The following is a 21,500-nucleotide window of genomic DNA, read 5'->3' as shown; positions in this document are numbered from 1 at the left end:
ACAGGATAAAGATCGCTTTTATGGCAGGAAACCATCATGCCCGGCCAATTGGGGTTAAGGCCGCCGCTTCTGTTTCATTAAGTGCAATTTTTAACCGGCATTGGCGCTCTCGCTGGCGGGCGTATCACCAATGCCGGGCGGATTGACCTGCGAACGCTCAATTTTCTCCTCCGTCTCGCCCCAGCGATCGATCGCCCGTGCATAGTCGCCGCGCGTGATCGCACCATTGATCGCCTCACTCAGCGCGGCGGCCAGCCCATTGCCCTTGCGAGTAGTGGCAGCGACCTGCGCCAGCTGCGGGCCGTTGCCCACCAGCCGCGTCTGGCCGGTCAACGCCGCCTTGTAGGCACCGGTCGAGTGTGGGCCAAAATAGAGATCGACCCGGCCGGACTGGAGCGCCAGGCTGGCGGCGGCATCATCGGTGACATAGATCGGCTGGGCCGGGGCCAGCCCGGCGGCACGGTTCTGCCTGTCCCACCCCAGCAGCACATTCTCCTGATTGGTGCCGGAACCAACAATCACCTTCAGCCCGGCCACATCCGCCGGTTTGCTGATGGCGCGGATGGGGCTGTTGCGGCGTACCGAAAAGGCCAGCGTATCCTGCCGATAAGTGGCGAAGTCAAAGCGGGTTTTGCGCTCCTTGGTCACGGCGATATTGAACAGCGCAACATCATATTTGCCGGAACTGATGCCCAACGGCCACTGCTCCCAAGAGGCTGGCACCAGATTCAGCCCCAGCCCCAGCCCATCCGCCAGCAGGCGCGCGACATCAATGTCACTGCCGATGCGCGTCTGGTTGTCATCCGCCAGCACCGACAGCGGTGGCGCGTTCAACGCGCTGACCGCCACCGTCAGCTTGCCCGGCACGGCAAAGTGGAAACCGGGCGGGATCAGCGCCACCGCCGCCGGATTTTTGACGGTGTGGATGGGTTGCTGGTTGGCAGCCAGGTCAATCAGGAGCGTGGGAGCCGCTGCCCAAGCACAGGCCGCAGGCAGGGCGATCAGCCCGAGGATCACGTTTCTCATGCGGCCCCCTACAGCACTTTGGCTAGAAAACGGCGGGTGCGCGGATGCTGCGGCGCATTGATCACCTGCCGGGCGCTGCCCTGCTCGACGATCTTGCCATCCACCATAAATACGATCTGGTCAGCCACCTCACGCGCAAAGCCAATTTCATGGGTTACCACCACCAGCGTGACGCCGGAGCGCGCCAGACGCCGGATCACATCCAGCACCTCACCCACCAGCTCCGGGTCCAGCGCGGAGGTCGGCTCATCAAACAGCATCACGCGCGGGTTGAGCGCCAGCGCCCGGGCAATGGCAATGCGCTGCTGCTGGCCGCCAGAGAGTTGGCGCGGCCAGGCATCGGCCTTGTGCCGCAGCCCGACGCTCTCCAACAGCTCCTGTGCCCGCGCAATCGCCTCTGGCCGCGTCTGCTTTTTGTGGACGATGGGTGCCTCAATGATGTTCTCCAGCACCGTCAGGTGCGGGAACAGATTGAAGTTCTGGAACACGTACCCCACCTCGGTGCGCTGGCGCAGGATGGCGCGCTCCTTCAGTTCGTAGAGGCGGTCGCCGCGCTGCTGGTAGCCGATGTACTCGCCATCGATCTGGATAAAGCCCTCATCGACCCGCTCCAGATGGTTGATGGCGCGCAACAGCGTGGACTTGCCCGAGCCGGAGGGGCCGAGGATCACTGTCACCGAACCCGGCGGCAACTCCAGCGACACTCCATCCAGCGCCTTGTGGCGGCCAAAGTACTTGGTGACGTTGGTAATGGAGATGTGGCCGCGCGCGAGCTGCGCGTGGTAATCGATCGCTTCAGACATGGTTAGCTCCTTACCGGGCCGAGGGGCGCGCGGCCAAACCGCAGACGAAGTTTTTGCCACAGCGCCGGGCGGGCCTCGCGGCGAGAACTGCGCGCCAGCCAGCGTTCGCCATAGTATTGGAACAGCGACAGCACGCTGGTGATCACCAGATACCACACCGCGCCCACCATCAGCAGCGGGATCACCTGCTGGGTGCGGTTGTAGATCATCTGGATGGTGTAGAACAGCTCCGGCATCGCCAGCACATAGACAATCGAGGTGCCCTTCGCCAGGCTGATGATCTCATTGAAGGCGGTGGGGATAATGGTGCGCAGCGCCTGCGGCAGGATGATGCGGAAAGTGCGGTGGCGGCCGGGCAAGCCGAGCGCCGCGGCGGCCTCAAACTGGCCATGGTCAACGCCCAGAATGCCGCCACGGATAATCTCGGCGGTATAGGCCGACTGCACCAGCGTCAGGCCAACCACGGCGGTCGGGAACTGGCCGAGCACATCAATGGTCGGGTAGTTACCCAACGAGAATGAGGTAAAGGGAATGCCGAGCGACAGCGTGTCATAGAGGTAGGAGAAGTTGTAGAGCACGATCAACACCACTACCAGCGGCAGCGAGCGGAACAGCCAGATGTAGGCCCAGGCCAGCCCGGAGAGCAGCCAGGAGGGCGAAAGGCGTGCCAGCGCCAGTCCGGTGCCGAGGATCAGGCTGAACAACGAGCCTAGCAGCGTTAGTAGCAGTGTTTGCTGGAGTCCCTCAAGGATAATGGGATCGAAGAACCAGCGGGCAAAGACGCTCCACTCCCAGCGCGGGTTGAAGGCCACGGACTGCACCACCGCAGCGGCGATAAACAGGGTAAAGGCCGCGCCCAGCAGGCGCAGCGGGTAGCGCGCGGGCACCACACGCAGGGTTTCATGCTGCTTCATCCCGCCTCCCCGGCGTGCGCCGTCTGCGACGGGGCGACGCTTTCGCCCAACACTTTGGTGAACCGCAAGCGTCCGTCATGGGGCGGCTGGCTGTACTCCTCCGGATCGCGGTTAAGGTCAAACTGCGGCTCATACCCCTGTGACAGGTAGAGGCGCACCGCCTCTGGCTGGCGGAAGCCGGTGGTGAGGTAGGTTTTGCGGTAGCCGGCCAGCAGGGCGCGGCGCTCCAGCTCCGCCACCACTTTGAACGCCAGCCCCTGGCGGCGCAGGTCACGCCGCGTCCAGATGCGCTTTAGCTCGGCGGTGTCGGCATCCAAGGGCTTGTAGGCCCCCATCGCCACCAACTCGCCCGCCTGCTCCAGCACGATAAACAGCCCGTGCGGCGGCAAGTACCACTCGGTCAGCTCCTCTTCGGCGCTACGGGAGAAGAAGTCGCCGTAGCGCGCCTCATACTCGCCAAACAGGCCGGTAATAATCGGTTGCAGCGCCGCATCCTCCGGCGAGACATCACGGAATGTCATGGTCATATCTGCTCCTTAGTCACCCAGGCCGGGCGGGTTGATCTCAGACTTGTCGAGCCGCTCGACGCCTTCCCCCCAGCGATCCAGCACCTGGCTATAGGCACCGGCCTGAATCACGCCGTTCAGCGCGGTATTGACCGGCTCCACCAGACCGCTGTTCTTTTTCAGCGTCACGGCGATGTGCGCCGCCTTGGGCCAGCCGCCGTCGAAGGTGCCAACCAGCCGCGTCTTGCCGGTCAGCGCCGCTTTCCATGCGCCAATCACATTCGGCCCAAAGTAGGCGTCCGCGCGGCCGGTTTGCAGCGCCAGTGTTTGGGCGGCGTCATCCTTGGTGTAGATCGGGGTGAAAGGCTTCAGACCCTTTTTGCGGTTTTCGGCATCCCAGCCCAGCAAAATCGCCTCCTGATTGGTGCCGGAACCAACTATGATCCGCAGGCCAGCGATATCCTCCGCCTTGTCCAGCTTCTGGATGGCGCTGGTGGACTTTACATAGAAGCCCAGCGAATCCTTGCGGTAGGTGGCGAAGTCAAAGCGCTCCTTACGATCCTTGGTCACGGTGATATTGCTGATGGCGGCGTCATACTTGCCGGACGCCACGCCGAGCGGCCAATCCTCCCAGGAGGTGGGTACAATGTTCAGCTCCAGCCCGAGGCTGTCGGCCACCAATCGTGCGATGTCTGCCTCGCTGCCGATCAGGGTCTTGTTGTCCTCGGCGAACAGCGCCAGCGGCGGCGAGTTGAGCGCGGCGATCGCCACTGTGAACTTGCCCGGCACGGCGAAGTGGTAACCGGCGGGGATCTGCGCCACGGCGGCCGGGTTTTTCGGCACGTTGATCGGCACCTCATTGGCCTTGACGTCAATGCTGGGAACAGCGGCATAGGTGACGCCCGTAAACAGCAGCGCGGCGGTCAGGGCGGAGAGCAGGAAACGTTTCTGCATAGCGATTCACTCTTATTGTTATTGGGCAAATTGGTTGGCTGGCTGGTCCAGACCAAAGTTGTCACGCAGGGTGGTGCCGGAGTATTCAGTGCGGAACAGGCCGCGTGCCTGCAACAGCGGCACGACGCTCTCCACAAAGCGCGGGAAGGTGACTGGCGTGCCGCCGTTGATGATGAAGCCATCGGCCGCACCGCTCTCAAACCAGTGCTGGAGACCATCTGCCACCTGTTCCGGCGTGCCGTGGAACAGCGGGCGCGGCGTGGCGGCTTCCAGCGCCGCCTGTCGCAGCGTCTGTCCCTTCTCACGCGCATTGCGTTTGATCTCATCCGTGGTGCTGCGGAAACTGTTCTGCCCAATCTCGCCCAGTTCCGGGAAGGGGGCATCCAGCGCGTATTGGCTAAAGTCGTGGTGGTCAAAGAAGCGGCCCAAATAGTTGAGGGCATCCTTGATGGAGACCAGTTGCGCCGTCTGCTGGTACTGGCGCTCCACATCCTCGGCGCTGTCACCGACAATCACGCTCACGCCCTGGAAGATGTGCAGGTGCTCGGGGCGGCGGCCGTTCTCCACCAGTTGGCGTTTCACATCCAAGTAGAAGGCGCGTGCCTCCTCGACGGTCGGGTGGTGGGTGAAGATGGCATCCGCATGGCGCGCCGCCAGCTTTTTGCCATCCTCAGAGGCACCGGCCTGGAATATCACCGGGCGGCCCTGCGGCGTGCGGCCAATGTTCAGCGGCCCCTGCACCTGGAAGAAGTCGCCGTGGTGGTCAAGGGTGTGCAACTTGCTGGCGTCAAAGAACTGGCCGCTGGCCTTGTCACGCACGAAGGCGTCCTGCTCCCAGGAGTCCCATAGCCCCTTGACCACCGTCAGGTACTCGTCAGCGATGCGATAGCGCAGCGCATGGTCGGGGTGCTGCTGGCGCGAGAAATTTTTCGCGGAGCCTTCCAGGGGGGAGGTCACCACGTTCCAGCCGGCCCGGCCAGCGCTGAGGTGATCGAGGCTGGCGAACTGGCGCGCCACGGTAAACGGCTCGCTGTAGCTGGTGGAGAGGGTGCCGACCAACCCCAGATGGCGCGTGACGCCGGAGAGCGCGGAGAGTAGGGTCAGCGGCTCAAAGCGGTTCAGGAAGTGGGGGATCGATTTCTCGTTGATATACAGCCCATCGGCGACAAAAATAAAGTCGAGTTTTCCCTCTTCCGCTTTTTTCGCCACGCTTTTGACAAACTCAAGATTAATGCTGGCATCGGCAACGGCGTCCGGATGGCGCCAGGCGGACATATTTCCTGAGGCACCATGTAATATGGTGCCAAGGCGGAGTTGGCGGGTCATGGTTATTTCCTTATTCAATGAGCGGGGCGTTGAAATGACTATTCCCGAATTGACGCGGGATGTGAAATAACAAATCCCGCAATCTAAACATCAAAAAGGCAAATAACCGGAGCGATTATTGGGGCAGGGGAAGGCTATTCAGGGCGTGCTCAGCGAGCTGGGAAAAATAGCGTGCCGCCGGGGCAATCAACCGCTCGTCAGGGTTGAATCCGGGGTGGTGCAGCCCGTCGTGGCTGGCGCTGCCAATGCTGACAAAGGCACCCGGCACATGGTGCAGGTAGAGGGCAAAATCCTCCCCGCCCATTTGGGGCGGTGTCTCTACCAGTTGGTAGCCCACCTCCTGCGCCAATTGCTGGCTGAAGGTGGCCCAGTGTGGCGTATTGACCAGCGCTGGCGGGCCGGGCGACCAGAGCAGTTCGGCCGCGCCGCCCGAGGCAGTGGCGATGCCGTGGATCAACTGGCGGATATTATCTGCGATGCCCTCACGGATGGCATTGTTGTGGGTACGCACAGTGCCCTCCATCTCCACCTGCTGCGGCAGCACGTTCCAGGTAGTGCCGCCAGCGATGCGCGTCACGCTCACCACCACCGACTCCAGCGGGCTGTAGCGCCGGCTGGGCAGGGTCTGCAACGCGCCGACAATCTGGCTGGCGATGACGATGGCGTCCACCCCCTCCTGCGGCCGCGCCGCATGTGCGCCACGCCCATTGACGCGAATCACGAAGCGATCGACATTGGCATAGAAGGCGCCACCGCGCGTTGCCAGCGTGCCGGTAGGCAGTTCCGGCGCATTGTGCATCCCAAAAATCGCCTGCACCCCCGCCAGCACCCCGGCGTCAATCAGCGCCTGCGCGCCGGTGAAACACTCCTCCGCTGGCTGGAACAGAATGCGCACCCGGCCGGGCAGCGAAGCTTCCCGCGCCTTCAACAGGGTGGCCGCGCCAAGCATTACGCTGGTGTGCACATCATGGCCACAGGCGTGCATTACGCCACGGTGCTGCGAGGCAAACGGCACCGGGGCGATCTCCTCAATCGGCAGGGCATCAATATCCGCCCGCAGGGCAATACATTTTTCGCCGTGGCCTATTTCCACTACCACGCCGGTTTTTAATGAATAGGGCAGGGGCGTTAATCCCAATCCTTTTAACCAGCCGGTAATTCTTTCGGTGGTGGCAAACTCTTTATTTGAGAGTTCCGGGTATTGATGTAATTCTCGCCGCCATGAAATAAGCTGCTGCTCTAATTGTTCGCTCATGCGTCTCCCTATTAACTAGTCTCTCACGCCACTTTATGCGGGCACCTGCGTCGTGGCCGGTTGGTATTCAGCCAGCAGCGCCAATGAGGTCAGGCGCGCCACGCCCTCGCTGATCGGCGTATCAATAATGAACTCCTCAATGCCGTGGCGTTTTACCAGGCTTGCGAGTTGGGCGTGCACCTGCGCGGCGGTGCCTTTCAGGGTGGCGCTCTGGCGTGGTTCGATCTGGTAGTCAGTCAGCCCGGCCTGCCGCACATAGGCCTCCGCCTGCGCCTCGGTGCCGACGGTCACGCTCTGGCCATGCGGGTTAATCACGCGGAAGTGCTGGAGATCGGCGGCCAACAGCGTGGCCTCTGCTGGCGAGGCCGCGACAATGGCCTGTACCGCCACAATCGCCCGCTGGCCGCCACTAAGCTGGTGGTAGGTTTCGAGCGCCAGCTCCAGATCGCGCTCGCTGCCATTCAAATGGGCAGCAAACACAAAGTGCCAGCCCAGCTCCGCCGCCAGCCGCGCGCTCCCTTCACTCGCCCCCAGCAGGAAGCGCTGGGCCGGGCGTGAGGGCAGGGGCGTCGCCAGCAGCTCATCGCTTTCACCAGCGTTGCGCGCCTCCAGCCAGTGGTTGAGTTGCGCCAACTGTGCCGCGAAATCGCCCTTTTCAGCCACGTTCACCCCCTGTTGCAGCGCCCGCGTGGAGAGCGGCAACCCGCCGGGCGCCTTGCCAATGCCAAGATCGACCCGGCCGGGCGCCAGCGAGGCCAGCAGGTTGAAGTTCTCCGCCACTTTATACGGGCTGTAGTGCTGAAGCATCACGCCACCCGCGCCTACACGCAGGCTGTGGGTCTGCGCCAAAATCCAGGCGATCAGCACTTCTGGCGATGGGCCAGCCAGCGAGGGGCTGTTGTGGTGCTCCGCCACCCAAAAACGGTGAAATCCCCACGCCTCCGCCCGTTTCGCCAGATCCAGGGTGCGGGCCAGCGCCTGCTCGGCGCTTTCGTCCGTCGCCAGCGGGCTTTTGTCCAGCAGGCTGAGTCGGTATGCCATACGATGTGCCTTCCTTTTTGCAAATGAGTGCCGCAATTATTGGAAGGCGGCGGTCAGGATGTAAAAGAAGAAATATCGCTTAACGCTTGCGGGGAACGGGATAGGGCTTGCACTTCATTTCAATTGCAACTATTCATCAGGGGGTGGCTGGGGTATCCTTAGCGCACTAAGTGTGACAGTGTCACGCCACTTTTGATGACAGGTGAACCCATGAGCTTCAGAACCCTGAAACAGCAGCATCCGGCCCTGCGTGACGACATCGGTGATCTGGTGACCCGCCGCCCGCTGCCTAACGCCCAGCTTCCGCAGCTTGATCCGTTCCTGTTCCTCAACCACCACGGCCCGCAGGTCTACCCCGCCAATAACCAAGGGTTGCCGTTTGGCCCGCACCCGCACCGTGGTTTTGAGACCGTGACATTCATTCTGGAAGGCGAGCTGGCGCACCTCGACAGCGGCGGCCATGAGAGCGTGATCAATGAGGGCGGCATCCAGTGGATGACCGCTGGCTCCGGGCTGGTACATGCCGAGATCTCGCCGGCCTCCTTCAAACGCAGCGGCGGCCCGCTGGAGATCCTGCAACTGTGGGTGAACCTGCCGGCCCAGCTAAAGATGACGCAGCCCGCCTATACCGGCTTGCAACAGGCTGATATTCCAGCCATTGAAGCCGCAGGGGGCCTTGCCACCGTGAGCCTGATCTCTGGGGAGTTTGACGGGCAACAGGGGCCATACGTGTCACAGACCGGCATCACCATGATGACCGTCCAGTGCCGCGCGGGCGCGCAGCTTACCTTGCCCGCCCCGGCGGGCCACACGGTGTTCCTCTACGTGGTGCGCGGCGATCTCTCCCTCAACGGGCAGGCGCTGAAGCCCCACCATCTGATTGAGCTGAACGATGAGGGTGACAGTGTCACGCTGGCGGCCAGCGGCGAGGCAGTGATCTTGTATGGTCACGCCCAACCGTTCAAGGAGCCGGTAGTCTCCTACGGCCCCTTCGTGATGAACAGCCGCGAGGAGATTAATCAGGCGATTGTCGATTACCAAGCCGGTAAGTTTGGCGACGTCACGCTGTAAGCGCCATCAACCCCCCAGACAGGAGCCGGGATGCAGACGACATGGTTGGCACGCCACGACGGGCTGGAAGCGTCTCATACCCTTTCGGGTGCCGCAGGATTCCCACGGCACACCCATGAGGAGTATGTACTGAGCGCCAACCTCGCGGGCGTTGAGAAGATCTGGTTTGACGGCACCGCCCAGCGCGTTGAGGCCGGACAGGTGACGATCTATAACCCTTTGACCGTGCAGGCCTCTGAGTTTTTGACGCCGGGCAGTGCCTTTTTCAGCCTGCACCTGGATGTTGGTTGGCTGCGCCGCCTCTGCCAGCAGAGCGAGCTTTCACTGCAAGGCGATGTGCTGTTCCAGGAGGGAGCGTTCGATGACCCGGCCCTGTTTGCCGCCATCGCCGCCCTGTGTCAGGACAGCGACGTCAGTGGGCAGGAGCGGCAACTGCTGCTGTTGGCGGCGCTGTTGCCGCACCAGCGCGCCTGCCATCCCGATGCGCGCCCGGCCCCGCTCCACGCCGTCATTACCTTCATGCACGCCAACCTGACCGAGGCGCTGCGGCTGGAGGATCTGGCGGCGGTCGCTGACGTTTCACCCTTCCATCTGGTGCGCAGTTTCCGCCAGCAGACCCACATGACGCCGATGCGTTACCTGCAACAGTTGCGGCTAATGGAAGCGCGCCGGCGGCTGCGGCGCGGTGAGGCACCGGCCGCCGTGGCGCACGCGCTGGGGTTTTATGACCAGAGCCACCTCAGCAATGCCTTCAAACGGGTGATGGGCACCAGCCCGCAGCGTTACGCGCTACCGCGCAGGATAAATTCGCTATAGCCGCTGTACATCACGTAGAGGGCAAAGTAAGCAAAGATCAGGGCTGACGCGACGTAAGAGAAGACCAGCATCCGTTTGCCGAGCAGTCTCCCGCCCTGATGTGACACCCCGCACAGCACCAGAGACCACACTACCCCAGCGATGAAGAAGCCCGCGAGGAACAGGCCAGCATTCTCCATCCCCGCCTGCTGGCGGGCGATCAGGCTGCCGCCCACCGCCGCGAACCAGAGAATCGCCGTCGGGGAGGAGAGCGCCAGCAGCACCCCACGACCAAACAGTGCCAGCCGGCTGCCATCCACGGCGGCCGGTGTTGCCGGATTGGCGGTGGCGCGCAGCGCGGTCAACATCATCTTAAACGTAAGGAACAGCAGGATCGCCGAACCGCCGAGCCACAATGCCCAGCGCACCGGCGCGAACGCCAGCAGGGCAGCCATCCCGGCCATCGCCAGCACCGCATAGATCAGATCGCCGACGCAGGTGCCAAGCCCCAGCATCATGCCCTTGCCGAACCCGCGCTGCATCGCCAGTGCCATCATCGCGATATTCGCCAGCCCAATATCCAGACAGAGCGAAAGACTAAGCAAAAATCCATTATAAAACGGCACAACACTCCCCTTATGGCGGTTATCAGATGGCGCCATCTCACCACAGCATAAGAGCAAGGTATTGGAAAAAATTGCACCGGGCAAAAAAAGCCCCCGGAACGGGGGCATGTTGACCAGCTGGCCGTTATTGCCGGTCACACCTCATAGGTGTCTTCAGTGATGGAGGCAATGAACCCAGCCTGACAGGGGCAGGTGCTGCGGCTATGGAGCGTGCCAGCATAGCCCCGCCCCTCCAGCTCATCGTCAGGGATGGCACCCGCAATCCGGTATAACCCGGCATGGACGCCGCAGGTGACGGCATCTCCTTCACGTGCTACCGGCCGGTCATATAGCGTATATAACGGGTCTCCTTCGGTGATGATGCCGCCGCAGGTGGTTCTGTCACCCTGTATTAAATAGTGGCCTTGCGCCATAACGATCTCCTTGCTGACTGTTGAATAAGCGCTCCCAAAGCGGTTGACATCCTCCCCTCCCTAAAGGGCGGGTATTCCTACAGCTAGACGGCAATGCCCTGCCGCGAGTATATTCTTTGACGCGTTTACATCGCGATCATGTAGCGTTCCGCACTCGCGACAAGTCCATACTCTTATTCGCAGACCTGCTCTACCTTTCGGACTGTTGGGGGATAGCGCCCCACAACACGAACAAGCCTGGGTGGAATAGGATTCGTTGACTACTTGAAACACGGCTGATCGCGCAATCGCCTTATATTCCAGCTGTGTTTTGAGCATCGCCCAGCCCGCGTCTAAAACGCGCTTAGCCATCTTTGTTTTGATTAGCTTGCTGGCGCTCACGTCGCCTACGAATATTGCCGCATTCGCTTTCACCATTGCCGTACTGAATTTGTGCAAAGCGTCTTTGCGGCGGTTTTTAATTTTGGCGTGGATAGCCTTTACGCGGCGCTTTTTGTTCGCCCGTTGTGCCTTGCCTAATGCTGGCTCCAGATCACGATAGAACCGCCCTCCTCCAGCTTTTCACCGTCTGACGTGGTGGCAATATCCTTTAAGCCTAAGTCGATACCAACGGCGCTAACGCCTTCGGTTGGCTGCTCCTCATAGTCTACGGCTACGTTGAAATACCAACGCCCCCGGCTATCTTCTGAAAAGCTACCCGCGCGGAATTTGTAGCCGCTCAAACCGTAGCTATCCCAGACATTAAACAGCTTGCCAGCGAATGTAACGCTGCCGTTATGCCACTTCGCAAAGCCCACTTTAAACGGGATCCAGCCCAGCGAACGGCGAGTGCCGCCACTGACACGCCAGCGAAGTTTTGACCGCTTAAACTGCTTGCGGGCTTTGCCGTGTACGGCGATCACTTCCTGAATGCTGGCGCTGTCGATCAGATAGCCCTTTTCCTTGCGGAGTCCGGCAGTCTGCTTTTGAACATCATACGCCGATAGCCATTTGGGGATCTGCGCACCAAACTCGCCAGCGTTGCTATATGCCGCGCTGGTTATCTCGTTTGCCAGATTAAAGACCTGATTGACTTCAAAAGCCATCTGCCGCAAAACGGCGGCGTGTTTGTCTTTAACTCTGACTGAGAGTGTTTTGGTATGAATGCTCATAGTGCGCTAAACTACAGGCTTTATAGCACATTTTCAAGGTTGGTCTATGGAGTTAACTTATCGAACGGGGCGGCATTGCGTCTTTGTGCTGCACTGCCATTTAATCTTTAGAAGGTGGCGATCAGCAAGCTGGTTAACAGCCTGAAAGGGGTGAGCAGTCGCAAGATGAAATTGCTTCATCCTGATTTGCATAAACCCGCGTGGAAGTCAGACGCGCTTTGGTCGCCGTCTTATTTTGCTGGCAGTGTGGGCGGTGCGCCCCTCGAAGTGATTAAGAAATATATTGAGGATCAGAACCGCCCTCATTAGCGCCCTGTCGGGCGCTTCGCTCTGCATCCCCTACCTAAAAGGAAGGGAACGCTACGCACTTTCTGGGGCGACCGGGGAGAGATGGGTGATCCACACGCTCTCCTGCATGGGCACTCCACTGATCACCAACTGCATGGCGGATGTGCTGGCCGCCGCCTGTGACGCAGTCGCCAGCGCCAACCAGGGAGCCGCCGCGCCAGCATCACCGCACAGGTCATCCAATGGATAAAGCCCATTATCTGCGCGGATGCCGCCCAGCGGCGATTGGCCGCAGCGCGCCATCACGGCAGATTGCGACTGCCTGTCCGTTGCCGCTAGCCAGAGATGGCCCAACTCCTCGCCGTGGCGCAGTGGCACCCAATAGGCTGACTGTTCAATGCCCTGCGCCAGAGTGGGCAGCGTAGTCTGCTCCGGACGGTGGAGTAACGCGATGGGCTTCAGCACCTTTTGCGTCAGGCGGTTGCCCAGCAGTAGTGCCACTGCCGCTTCCGCGCTCCCTTTTACCGTTTCCGGCGCGACCTGTATGGCAACCACCAGCAGCAGGCTCTTTTTCTCAATATGCCGATCCAACCACTCATCGATAACCGCCATGCCTGTACCCGGTAGGCGCGCCAATGGCTGTTGGATACCTTGCTGTTGCCAGGCGGATTGCCACATCTCCCACAGGTGCTCGGCAGGCAGGGTGCAGGAGGACTCAAACAGGATCGCCACCTCCTGATTGGCTGGAACTTGCGCGAGCTGTCCGGTCAGAGAGGCGGCCAATGTAGTAAAGGCAAGGTCAGCTGTATTAAGGGGCGTGTGCAATGGCGGGGTTTTATCACCGATACGGCTGTGCGGAAAGGTGTGGATGCCATCACGGCTTAGACGTGGTGTTAATATCCTTTCGCTTTTGAGTGTGGATTCCAGCGGTGGTAAATAACGGCCATGATTCAACGTGGCATGGCCGGTAATAAACTGGGCTGACAGAACTTGCAAGGCACGCCGACCTTGCCGGGTTTTTTGTAGAATCATCTCCTGCCGCTCTCGGTTCCAGAGGGATATAGAGCAAGAGTAAAAGGAAAAATAAAGAAGGCGGAGCATCAGTGCCATAAGCCAGATAGATATGGGTAAAATCAGCGGTGTAAGCGAGCGAGAGTCCTCTTCTGTCGGGTATTTGAGCGCCCCACAAAATAACATGCTAGCGACTACCATTATTCCCAATGCGTTGAGCCAGCGCCATGCGTTAGGGGGGTTGGGCCATGAGCGCAGCTCTAAAACATTATCAAAATTCACTGGCATGGTATTTACTCCCTATTTTTTCCTGCGGGGCGGTACGTGACTCATGGTCAATGTCTGCTGGCCAGCGCACGGTTTCACGCAGCTTCCAGGTGCGCGGCTGGGTTTTATACAGTGGCCGGGTGGGCACCGGGCGGTGCGTCATGTAGTGGCAACAGTGGCTCCACAGGCCGCGCTGCACCTTGGGATGGCCGATGGAATCGCTGAGCATAAAGCGGTCAATCACCTGACGGGTGCCGGGCTGGCAAACCGCACACCAGAGCTGATAGCCTTGGTTATAGCGCCCGGACTGGTAGCTCAGTTCACCGTGGATATCAGCCCAGTCATAAACTTTGATGGTGGTTGGCCAGCGCACCCAGGGGTTCCAACTACGGGTATGCTGATAGACATACACTTTCTGCCGTGCACGATTAAAACGGATAGGGAGGGGACGGGGAGTATACGCAAATAATTTCAAATAAAATAATGAGGCTGTTGCAAAAATAAATGCACCTATAAACATAATAAATGAAAGTAAATAGCTAGGATGATCCGAGAAAATAACCATTAAACTAAATGCTAGATAGATAATCATAGCAATTGTAGTTAAGGTGAAGATAAATGGTACGGCGCCCCATAAAATATCTTCATGGAGTGGCACCTCCATCCACACTTTATTTATTTCATTAATATAAGTCAGGCGAGGCGCAGTGTGTTGCGCTTCAACACTTTTGGATAGATCCTCTTCCCAGTTTTTCAGGGGTGGGGATAGGGTGGATTCTCTGGAGAAGTAACTCTCCAATGCGGTATTCAGCATCTCTATATTTTTATCAGCGTGTTTCATCGCGTGCTCCTGACGTTTCTGCCACCTCATCCTGCGGGGCGGTACGTGACTCCTGGTCAATGTCTGCTGGCCAGCGCACGGTTTCACGCAGCTTCCAGGTGCGCGGCTGGGTTTTATACAGCGGCCGGGTGGGCACCGGGCGGTGTGCCATATAGTGGCAGCAGTGGCTCCACAGGCCGCGCTGCACCTTGGGGTGGCCGATGGAATCGCTGAGCATAAAGCGGTCAATCACCTGACGGGTGCCGGGCTGGCAAACCGCACACCAGAGCTGATAGCCTTGGTTATAGCGCCCGGACTGGTAGCTTAGTTCACCGTGGATGTCAGCCCAGTCAAAGACTTTAATGGTGGTCGGCCAGCGCACCCAGGGGTTCCAACTTTGAGTATGCTGATAGACATACACTTTCTGCCGTGCGCGATTAAAGCGGATGGGGAGGGGACGGGGGACATATAGAGCTATCTTAATACTTAAGAACATTAAGGAAAACATCACAAATGACAATAGTAAATATAAAATAAAAATTAAAGGATGTTCAAATAGATCATGAATAATCCCTGGTATAAATAGTAGGCTTGAATAACATATTAGTGGGATCGGGGTTACACCAAGTAGTAATATATCCACCCCCCACATGACATTGTCATACAATGGCACCTCCATCCACACTTTATTTATTTCATTAATAAAAGTCAGGCGAGGCGCAGTGTGTTGTGCCTCAACGCTTTTGGGTAGATCCTCTTCCCAGTTTTTCAATGGAGGGGATAGGGTGGATTCTCTGGAGAAATAGCTCTCCAATGCAGCATTCAGGGTTTCTTTATCCAGATGCGTTAAGTTTTTATCCGTCTGTTTCATTCATTGCTCCTTAATCTTCTGTCTTAACTTGCAAACCCATGACCCATGCCTGATTGGCTTTATCTGGCCAGTAGCTGACATCCAGCACCGCCTGGGGGTAGAAAGTGCTGTCTGCCCAGGCTTCCCCTTCAATAACCAGATCGTTGCCCTGCCAGCGCTCGGTTACTGTGCCAAGATCCGGCCGACGGCGGTGTGATTGCCAAGGGGAAGGTGCCAATGGCTCCAGCCGTGCGTTGGTGGAGGATGGCGTGTTGTGGGTTGTGGCGAGCAGAATCTCTGTGCCGCCGGTTGCGTTCGGCAGCGTCAGGCTATAGCTCCAGGCTGAGTGGTCTTTGTCGCAGCCCGGCAGCACGATGCGCATCTTGATCAGATCCTGGCGATCGAGCAGTTCAGCGAGTTTGTCGCTGTAGCCCACCTCGGCCATCAAACCATTGTTGATGGCGTTGTAGGCCTGCAAGGCAGCATTGAGGTTGGCGTCATTCAGCGTGGGTAGGGTGCTCAGCCGCCACGGCACATCTTCACTGTGTGGTTTACCAAAGCAGCAGCGGCGTAACCAGATCTCAAAGGGGGTACCGATAGTTTTCTCAGCCTGAATGGCCAGCGCAGCCCCGGTTAAGATTAATAGTCCAGCCCAACCGGCAGGGCCAAGCAGGGCAAAATTGGCTGCGCGGGCTGCATAAATACCAAATGCCCCACCAATAAAAGTTGCTCCTGTTGCGCCTCCATACCAGAATATCTTTTCTATATTTCCTTCTTTATAATTTTCAACTCCTTTAATAAGCATCCCTACTCCATCAATAATTGCCGCTAATCCCCCCAGCATGCCCCCTAGCTTGATTAACCAATGGGTTTTATTGACCCAAGGTTTGGCCATGGCCAGGGTACGCAGAAAGCCGGCACCCTCGACGGCGGCGCTGACCACCATGGTGACATTGGAGAGCAGCGCCAACCGGGCCTTGCTGTCATTGCCAATGGCTTGATCCAGCGCCTGATGGTTGGCTTCCAGCGCACCAAGTTGCAGCAGTAGCATCCAACTCGACAGCCCCATCCCCACGCTGTTGCCGCTCACTATCCGGCGCATCATCTGCGCCTGACTGCGCAGTAGAGATGTTGTTTGCGATTGGGAGAGCGTTAGGGTGCCTTGATCGACCCCGTCAGCCAGCGACAGGGCAGAGATGCGCAGTTCGGAGAAGTGCCGGAGCTGGCCTGCCTCGGTCAGCGGGCTGGAGGAGACCGCCTCCAAGCTGGTGCCGGCTTGGTGCAGCGCGGTGTGGAGTTTATCGGGTGCCATGTCACTGACCAACGTGACCTGGATGCGTCGTGCCAGCACCTCTTGATCCGTGACCCGCAGCAGCCCGCCAGTGGTGACGGTACGGGTGATGGCCGTCCCTTGCCGTACCGCGCCGCCAAATGGGATGGGCGTACTGGCCGCAGGCAGCACCGAAGCGGCCATGTCGATATAGAGCTGCTGGAACTCCCTAATGGACATCGTCAGGGTAAACAGCGTGATTTGCTGGCCCGTGAGCAGGTAGGCCATACCTTGCATCACCCGCGTATAGGCCTCTTTTGCGGTCTGGCTCAGTTTGGTGGTCAGGCGGCTATAGGCACCGCTGAGCGCCAAAGCACGCTGCATCAGGGCTTTTTGTACCCGTTTTGACTTCAGGAGGTTGCCCAGCTCATCCGATCCCAGCAGTACCTTAAGGTTGCTGTATCCTTGGATGCCGTTGTAGACCGCTTCTAAAATCGAATGCTGATTGCCCAGCAACCCCCGGAAGCCAGCGCTGTCGGGCGTCTCAAACCAAATGCGCCACGCCTCCTCGGTATGGGGGTCGGTGCAACTGCCCTGCACACATGCCATCAGGGTGCCCAGTTGGGCCACCCAGCCAGTGAGGCTGGTCTCTGGTGCATAGTCGTGGAGGATGATCTCCTCCCACTCCCGCGCCTGATACCATGCCGACAAACTGCCACCCGTCGCCGTTAGCCGCCGTTGGTAACGTGCCAGCGTCTGCTGGTACTTCTGGTCAAAGGTGGCGCGCGCCACTTCGTCATAGCAGGTCTGTAGCCGCGCTAGCTCGGCAGCATAGCTCTCCTGTGCGATCTGTTCGGCGGGCACCACAGTGACTTGGGCCGCTGGGTAGCCACTGGCAGGCCGCTCGTAACGCGGCTGGCTGCGGGCGGTGGTCTCCTGTTTTATCCTGGCCAGCGTCTGGGCGATTGCCTCAGAGATCAGGTGCTGGTGGCGGATCTCTGGGGCCTCGTTCCACTGCTGGCGCGCCTCCACCACGCGCAGGCGATCCTCATTCAACTCTTCCACCACGCCCACTGGATCATTAAGCGCCAGCGCCGTGATTGCACAGCCGTGTTGTAGCGTCATCTGGGCGATATGCTCTGCCAGTGCTTGCGCGCGGCTCAGCCGGGGATAGAAGCCATGCATGCCGCCGGGCGGCGGGAGCGGCAAGTTCTGTTCGTGGCTGCCAGAGGGATCATTCAAGACCGGGACGGGGTCAAGCCACTCATCAGTGGCAAACTCCGCGACCTGAGCCTTCAGGAGAGAGAGGCGACTGTCCAGCACGCGCGCCTCGGGAATGAGGCTAGGCGACCGTTTCAGGGTGGAAAGGTTGATTTTGGTGAAACGGGCGCTGGGGCGCACGCCGGAAGCGTACTCCTCCAGTACCTGCTGGCTCCAGGGATCGCTACTGAAGGCGATCCATGCCTCACTGTATTGGCTGTCATCAATGTTGATAAAACTGGCTAATATGTCGTGCCCATAGGTCAGGCAGGCACGGCTCAGCGGCTCCACCGTATCGCTTTCAGGCATCGTAAAAGGGTTGAACTGGCGCAAATAGCCTTCTGCCGTGACCTCATAAGCTTGCCAGATACCCTGATCCAGCAGTACATAGAGATAGCCTTCGCGCAGGGTACGCAGCGCATATTTAACCCCCCCACCCGTCAGCGTGACAGGCTGGCGTGGCACCGTGGGCTGCCACGCCCTGCTGACCATCCGCGCCGCGACGGCGGCTACCCGCAGCGGCAGGATGGGCAAGCCGCTGCGCTGGCAGGCTTTGCAGCCGGAGGGGAGTGCCGCTGCCTGCTGTGCAAGGGGTAGATAGTGGGCAACTTGTTGTTGGATATTCATCTATTTCTCCTGCGAAAGGGCGTCAAGCACCGGTTGTATCCTGTGGGCGGGGTGGCGCTTCACCTGTTGCACTAGCTGGACAAGGGCCGGCGAGGTGCGGTAATCATCCTCACTGTTCAAGCCAACCAGGGCGAGCGTAAAACGGTCATGCGGGTGATTGACCCGATCACTGGCCCATACCCATGCCTCTGCCGCACGGCGGGCGGCGTCATCGGGCAATGGCGAGTGGGGGGCGGCACGTCGCCAGGCAAAGAGCAGTGCCTGCACCTGCGCCATGTCTGACTGGATACGCACCATGCCGCTATCCATTGCCCACTCGTGGCCGTCGGCACTGCCCTGAAGGTGGTGCAGCTTTCCGCTGGCGGAGGGATACCACCAGTGCGTGATGGGCCAGAGGGTTCCGGCCAGCTCATAGGCGTGATGCAGCAGCTCAAGGCGCAAAGGCTCATAGAAGGGCAACACCTTGTGGTCGCCGAGTGCGAGGCCCAACTGGCGGCTGCGCGTCACCAACAGGGTGGCAATCTGGTCCGGCGAGTGTGGGCTGGCTAGCCAGCCGCACAGGTAGCGCCGTTCATACGCGGCCTCCAACCCGACACGCGTCATTGAGGCGTTGAACTGTGACTGCTGGAGGGGTTCCCCTGGCGCGGCCAGTTGCACTAGCACCGGACAGTGGGAAGGGGAGTGGGCCAAATCCAGGCGCAACACGCGAGTGAGGGCTTCCTGCCCAAGCGCGGCTTCCAGCTCGCGGAGGTGTAGTGGGCTGTCAGGTGAGACCTGCCGTAACGGATCAAGCAGCAGGTAGCGGTAACTCTCGTTGTCATGCAGTGGGAGCAGTGACGCAGCGATCTCTTTCATGGCGGCTCCTATTTCTGCTGTTCGGCACAGGTTGCCTCAGGGGGAAGTTCAGGCAGCGGCGGCGTGTAATTTTCAGGTTTCATCCGCTTGTGGCTGGCGGCTTTCATCGTCAGTTGCCCAGTGGTCTTCAACGTGATGCCTGAGCTATCCAGTACGATGGCGCTGCCGTGGCAGGCCAGCGTGAGCCTTTTTGCCGCTGTCAGGCAGATCTCATCTTCCTGGCTGGTGATGTGCATCTCCTTAAGAGAGGTGAGGGCCATACCATCCCCCTGGGCCTGGATCTCCACCTTGCCCCTATTGGCGAAGATTTTGATGCCAAGGGATTTGGCAAACAGACTGATCATCTCGCCAGCGGCCACGGTGAATTTTTTGAAGACGCTGACATTGCTGTTGCCGGCCGCCGTCTGGATGAGGTGTTGGCCGCTACTGATCTGGATACTTTGTGGGGAAACCTGCGCAATGCCCGCCGGGGCGCTCATTAATAGAACCGGCTGTTGCAGCTCGGTGAGGGCGTTTTCCAACAGGGATTTTTGTGCCTGTATCTGCGCCAGTTCGGCTTTGGCGGTTTTGACTGCCTCGTTCAACGACTCTGCCAGTCCAGCGGCCTGCTGGAGCGTGGCGAGGGCCGCCTGCATCTCCCGCTGTTTGCCCCGCGCCTGCAGCTGCGCATCGGCGCTGATGAACAGCCCGCGGCCAGCGCGGATGACGCCATAGCTGTCGCTGCGCAGTTCGATGCCCTCGCCGCGCGGCTGTTTCTGCTCATCCACCAGATAGCCCAGATTGAGCTGGCTCCTGCCGCCATACTCCGTGGACAGCGTAATGTGCTCCTGCCCGCGCGAGTCATCCAGCCGCAGCAGGTTCTGGGCCGGGGTGCGCAGTAGGTTGCATTTGTAGTTCTGGATGGTGACCGGGTCCGGGTGCGCCGAGTCGTGCAACGCCCCGGCGATATAGGGGCGGTCGGGGTTGCCGTCCTCAAAGGCGATGGCGACCTCGGTGCCCGCCAGCAGCGGCAGGTGCAGGCCCCAGCCGTCGCCGGCATAGGGGCGCGCCTGGCGCACCCACAGGCTCTCCTGGCCCGCGGGCCACGACTGGCGGTCAAACAGCAGGTTGACGCGGTAGCGCCCGTGCCGGTCAATGTGGGCATAGGGGTCGTTGTGCCGGGTGCTGGTGACGCGGGCGGGCAGCGTGCCGGCCATCACCCGCCGGGGCGGCAGCGGCGGGCGAAAACCACAGGCACCAACCGCCGGCAGGGCGGTCAGCTGCACCACATAACTGCTGTCGCGCCGGGCATGGCTGAGCAGGCCGGTCACCAGTACGCCCTCACGGAACGCCGCCGCGTCCGGCCCGCCGCCGGTGACCTGCAGCCGCTCGCCGGGGAGAGCGCCGCGCAGTTGGTGGTGGCTGTGAGCTGGGTCTGGCGGTTCAGATAGCGCTCATGGTGCAGGCGGGCATAGAACGCACCACTTTCCGGTGCCGGGTGGCGGCTGTGGGGCACGTCGGCTGTCCGATAGCCCTCCGCATAGTGGCAGGCCTCGCCGTAGGTGGTGGGGTCACCGCCGGTGACGTCCACCTGCACGGCCAGTGCCTGCGTGGCCTCGCGGTAGTTATAGTCGTCGGTGGTCACCGACTTCTCCACCACCTGGTGGTGATGGGCCATCGCCCATACCGACTCCACCCCCAGGTCGTGCATACCCGAAGGCGGCACCGCCGCCAGCACCCGGCCCGGCAGGGTGTTTAGCGGGCCATCAAAGAACTCCACCACGTCGATGTTCAGCCGGGTGTCCACCGCCAGACGAAAACCGATGCCCACCCCGGCCAGCAGCCGGCGGATGAACGCCAGGTCATCCTCGTCGTACTGCATCACCTGCTCCCGGCGCGGGTAATCCTGCGTCAGGGTAAAGAGGAAATCCTGTCCGCGCATCCCATGGCGGCTGCGCAGGATGTGCTCGACTATCTGCGGCACCGACATGTCCTGATAGATGGCGTTCTGGCGGCTGCGTGACAGCAGGGCCAGGCGCGGTTGCAGCGTCACGGCGTAGTGCCCCTCGTCAGGCGAGACGGAGAGCTGGCTGAAGGCGGTCACCACGCCCTGCACCACCCGCACCGGCTGCTGCACCCGCTCGCCGCCGGGCTGCGTCACCGGCGTATGCAGGGTCAGCGAGGCCGGGCGCATCAGCATCGCCTGCGCGGTGAGTGCCTTCTCAGGGCTGGTGAATTCAATGGCGTAGTGGAAGGGTCGGCTGAGCGCCTCCTTGCCCGCAAAGCTCAGGACATCCAGCACGGCAGGGCAGTCACGCACGGCCAGCCGGTGGTGGCTGTGGTCATATATCTGGCGGCTCATGATTCATGCTCCTTATGAAGGGCGGCCGGG

15 protein-coding genes and 5 pseudogenes are annotated in these 21,500 nt (G+C 60.3%); 3 read left to right on the top strand and 17 right to left on the bottom strand.

Features of this window, described 5'->3' with window-relative positions; translation table 11 throughout:
- Positions 1 to 90: 90 nt before the first annotated feature.
- The 8 genes and pseudogenes from ACK3SD_RS19055 to ACK3SD_RS19020 form a co-directional block, all read right to left on the bottom strand.
- On the bottom strand, positions 91 to 1,026 hold the full coding sequence (locus ACK3SD_RS19055; RefSeq protein WP_481127676.1) for a transporter substrate-binding domain-containing protein: 936 nt from the start codon (positions 1,024 to 1,026) through the stop codon (positions 91 to 93).
- Between the two features lie 8 nt (positions 1,027 to 1,034).
- Positions 1,035 to 1,829 (bottom strand): amino acid ABC transporter ATP-binding protein, encoded by a 795-nt coding sequence (locus tag ACK3SD_RS19050; RefSeq protein ID WP_481127675.1) that lies wholly within the window; start codon positions 1,827 to 1,829, stop codon positions 1,035 to 1,037.
- 2 nt (positions 1,830 to 1,831) lie between these two features.
- Complete coding sequence (locus tag ACK3SD_RS19045) at positions 1,832 to 2,743, bottom strand: amino acid ABC transporter permease (RefSeq protein WP_137765592.1); 912 nt, start codon at positions 2,741 to 2,743, stop codon at positions 1,832 to 1,834.
- The gene (locus tag ACK3SD_RS19040) at positions 2,740 to 3,270 is read right to left on the bottom strand and encodes a GNAT family N-acetyltransferase (RefSeq protein ID WP_481127674.1); all 531 of its coding nucleotides are present in this window, start codon (positions 3,268 to 3,270) and stop codon (positions 2,740 to 2,742) included. Before ACK3SD_RS19040 ends, ACK3SD_RS19045 begins: the two co-directional genes overlap by 4 nt.
- A gap of 9 nt (positions 3,271 to 3,279) precedes the next feature.
- Positions 3,280 to 4,101: pseudogene (locus ACK3SD_RS19035) on the bottom strand (ABC transporter substrate-binding protein); the annotation flags it as partial.
- Between the two features lie 53 nt (positions 4,102 to 4,154).
- A pseudogene (locus ACK3SD_RS19030) lies at positions 4,155 to 5,535 on the bottom strand (LLM class flavin-dependent oxidoreductase); the annotation flags it as partial.
- 109 nt (positions 5,536 to 5,644) lie between these two features.
- Positions 5,645 to 6,784, bottom strand: coding sequence for an amidohydrolase (locus ACK3SD_RS19025; RefSeq protein WP_481127673.1), 1,140 nt, complete (start codon positions 6,782 to 6,784; stop codon positions 5,645 to 5,647).
- Between the two features lie 33 nt (positions 6,785 to 6,817).
- Positions 6,818 to 7,825 (bottom strand): MsnO8 family LLM class oxidoreductase, encoded by a 1,008-nt coding sequence (locus ACK3SD_RS19020; protein ID WP_481127672.1) that lies wholly within the window; start codon positions 7,823 to 7,825, stop codon positions 6,818 to 6,820.
- 210 nt (positions 7,826 to 8,035) lie between these two features.
- Here ACK3SD_RS19020 and ACK3SD_RS19015 point away from each other — a divergent pair, with 210 nt between their 5' ends.
- Together ACK3SD_RS19015 and ACK3SD_RS19010 are read left to right on the top strand one after the other, a co-directional pair.
- On the top strand, positions 8,036 to 8,896 hold the full coding sequence (locus ACK3SD_RS19015) for a pirin family protein (protein ID WP_481127671.1): 861 nt from the start codon (positions 8,036 to 8,038) through the stop codon (positions 8,894 to 8,896).
- Between the two features lie 30 nt (positions 8,897 to 8,926).
- The gene (locus tag ACK3SD_RS19010) at positions 8,927 to 9,712 is read left to right on the top strand and encodes a helix-turn-helix domain-containing protein (protein WP_481127670.1); all 786 of its coding nucleotides are present in this window, start codon (positions 8,927 to 8,929) and stop codon (positions 9,710 to 9,712) included.
- Here ACK3SD_RS19010 and ACK3SD_RS19005 read toward each other — a convergent pair.
- The 3 genes and pseudogenes from ACK3SD_RS19005 to ACK3SD_RS18995 all read right to left on the bottom strand — a co-directional run bounded on the left by ACK3SD_RS19005 (position 9,679) and on the right by ACK3SD_RS18995 (position 11,881).
- Positions 9,679 to 10,317 carry a LysE family translocator gene (locus ACK3SD_RS19005; protein WP_481127669.1) on the bottom strand — a complete coding sequence of 213 codons (639 nt, stop codon included), beginning with the start codon at positions 10,315 to 10,317 and terminating at the stop codon, positions 9,679 to 9,681. The two genes, ACK3SD_RS19010 and ACK3SD_RS19005, sit on opposite strands and share 34 nt — an antisense overlap.
- Positions 10,318 to 10,451: 134 nt before the next feature.
- Positions 10,452 to 10,730 carry a PAAR domain-containing protein gene (locus tag ACK3SD_RS19000; RefSeq protein ID WP_481127668.1) on the bottom strand — a complete coding sequence of 93 codons (279 nt, stop codon included), beginning with the start codon at positions 10,728 to 10,730 and terminating at the stop codon, positions 10,452 to 10,454.
- Between the two features lie 60 nt (positions 10,731 to 10,790).
- Positions 10,791 to 11,881 (bottom strand): annotated as a pseudogene (locus tag ACK3SD_RS18995) (RNA-guided endonuclease InsQ/TnpB family protein).
- A gap of 111 nt (positions 11,882 to 11,992) precedes the next feature.
- Here ACK3SD_RS18995 and tnpA point away from each other — a divergent pair.
- Positions 11,993 to 12,190 (top strand): annotated as a pseudogene (tnpA, locus tag ACK3SD_RS18990) (IS200/IS605 family transposase); the annotation flags it as partial.
- 51 nt (positions 12,191 to 12,241) lie between these two features.
- Here tnpA and ACK3SD_RS18985 read toward each other — a convergent pair.
- From ACK3SD_RS18985 to ACK3SD_RS18960, 6 genes and pseudogenes are all read right to left on the bottom strand, one after another.
- Complete coding sequence (locus ACK3SD_RS18985) at positions 12,242 to 12,901, bottom strand: hypothetical protein (RefSeq protein WP_481127667.1); 660 nt, start codon at positions 12,899 to 12,901, stop codon at positions 12,242 to 12,244.
- A gap of 550 nt (positions 12,902 to 13,451) precedes the next feature.
- Positions 13,452 to 14,288, bottom strand: a complete 837-nt coding sequence (locus tag ACK3SD_RS18980) for a DUF6708 domain-containing protein (protein ID WP_481127666.1) — start codon at positions 14,286 to 14,288, stop codon at positions 13,452 to 13,454.
- Positions 14,275 to 15,138 (bottom strand): DUF6708 domain-containing protein, encoded by an 864-nt coding sequence (locus ACK3SD_RS18975; protein WP_481127665.1) that lies wholly within the window; start codon positions 15,136 to 15,138, stop codon positions 14,275 to 14,277. The genes ACK3SD_RS18980 and ACK3SD_RS18975 overlap by 14 nt, the downstream gene beginning before the upstream one ends.
- A gap of 10 nt (positions 15,139 to 15,148) precedes the next feature.
- Positions 15,149 to 18,274, bottom strand: a complete 3,126-nt coding sequence (locus ACK3SD_RS18970) for a T6SS effector BTH_I2691 family protein (protein ID WP_481127664.1) — start codon at positions 18,272 to 18,274, stop codon at positions 15,149 to 15,151.
- On the bottom strand, positions 18,275 to 19,129 hold the full coding sequence (locus ACK3SD_RS18965; RefSeq protein ID WP_481127663.1) for a hypothetical protein: 855 nt from the start codon (positions 19,127 to 19,129) through the stop codon (positions 18,275 to 18,277).
- 8 nt (positions 19,130 to 19,137) lie between these two features.
- A pseudogene (locus ACK3SD_RS18960) lies at positions 19,138 to 21,470 on the bottom strand (type VI secretion system Vgr family protein).
- Positions 21,471 to 21,500: the final 30 nt, after the last annotated feature.

The sequence above is a fragment of the Chimaeribacter sp. YP20170169 genome (assembly GCF_056739715.1).
This window is presented reverse-complemented; position numbering and strand designations above follow the sequence as displayed.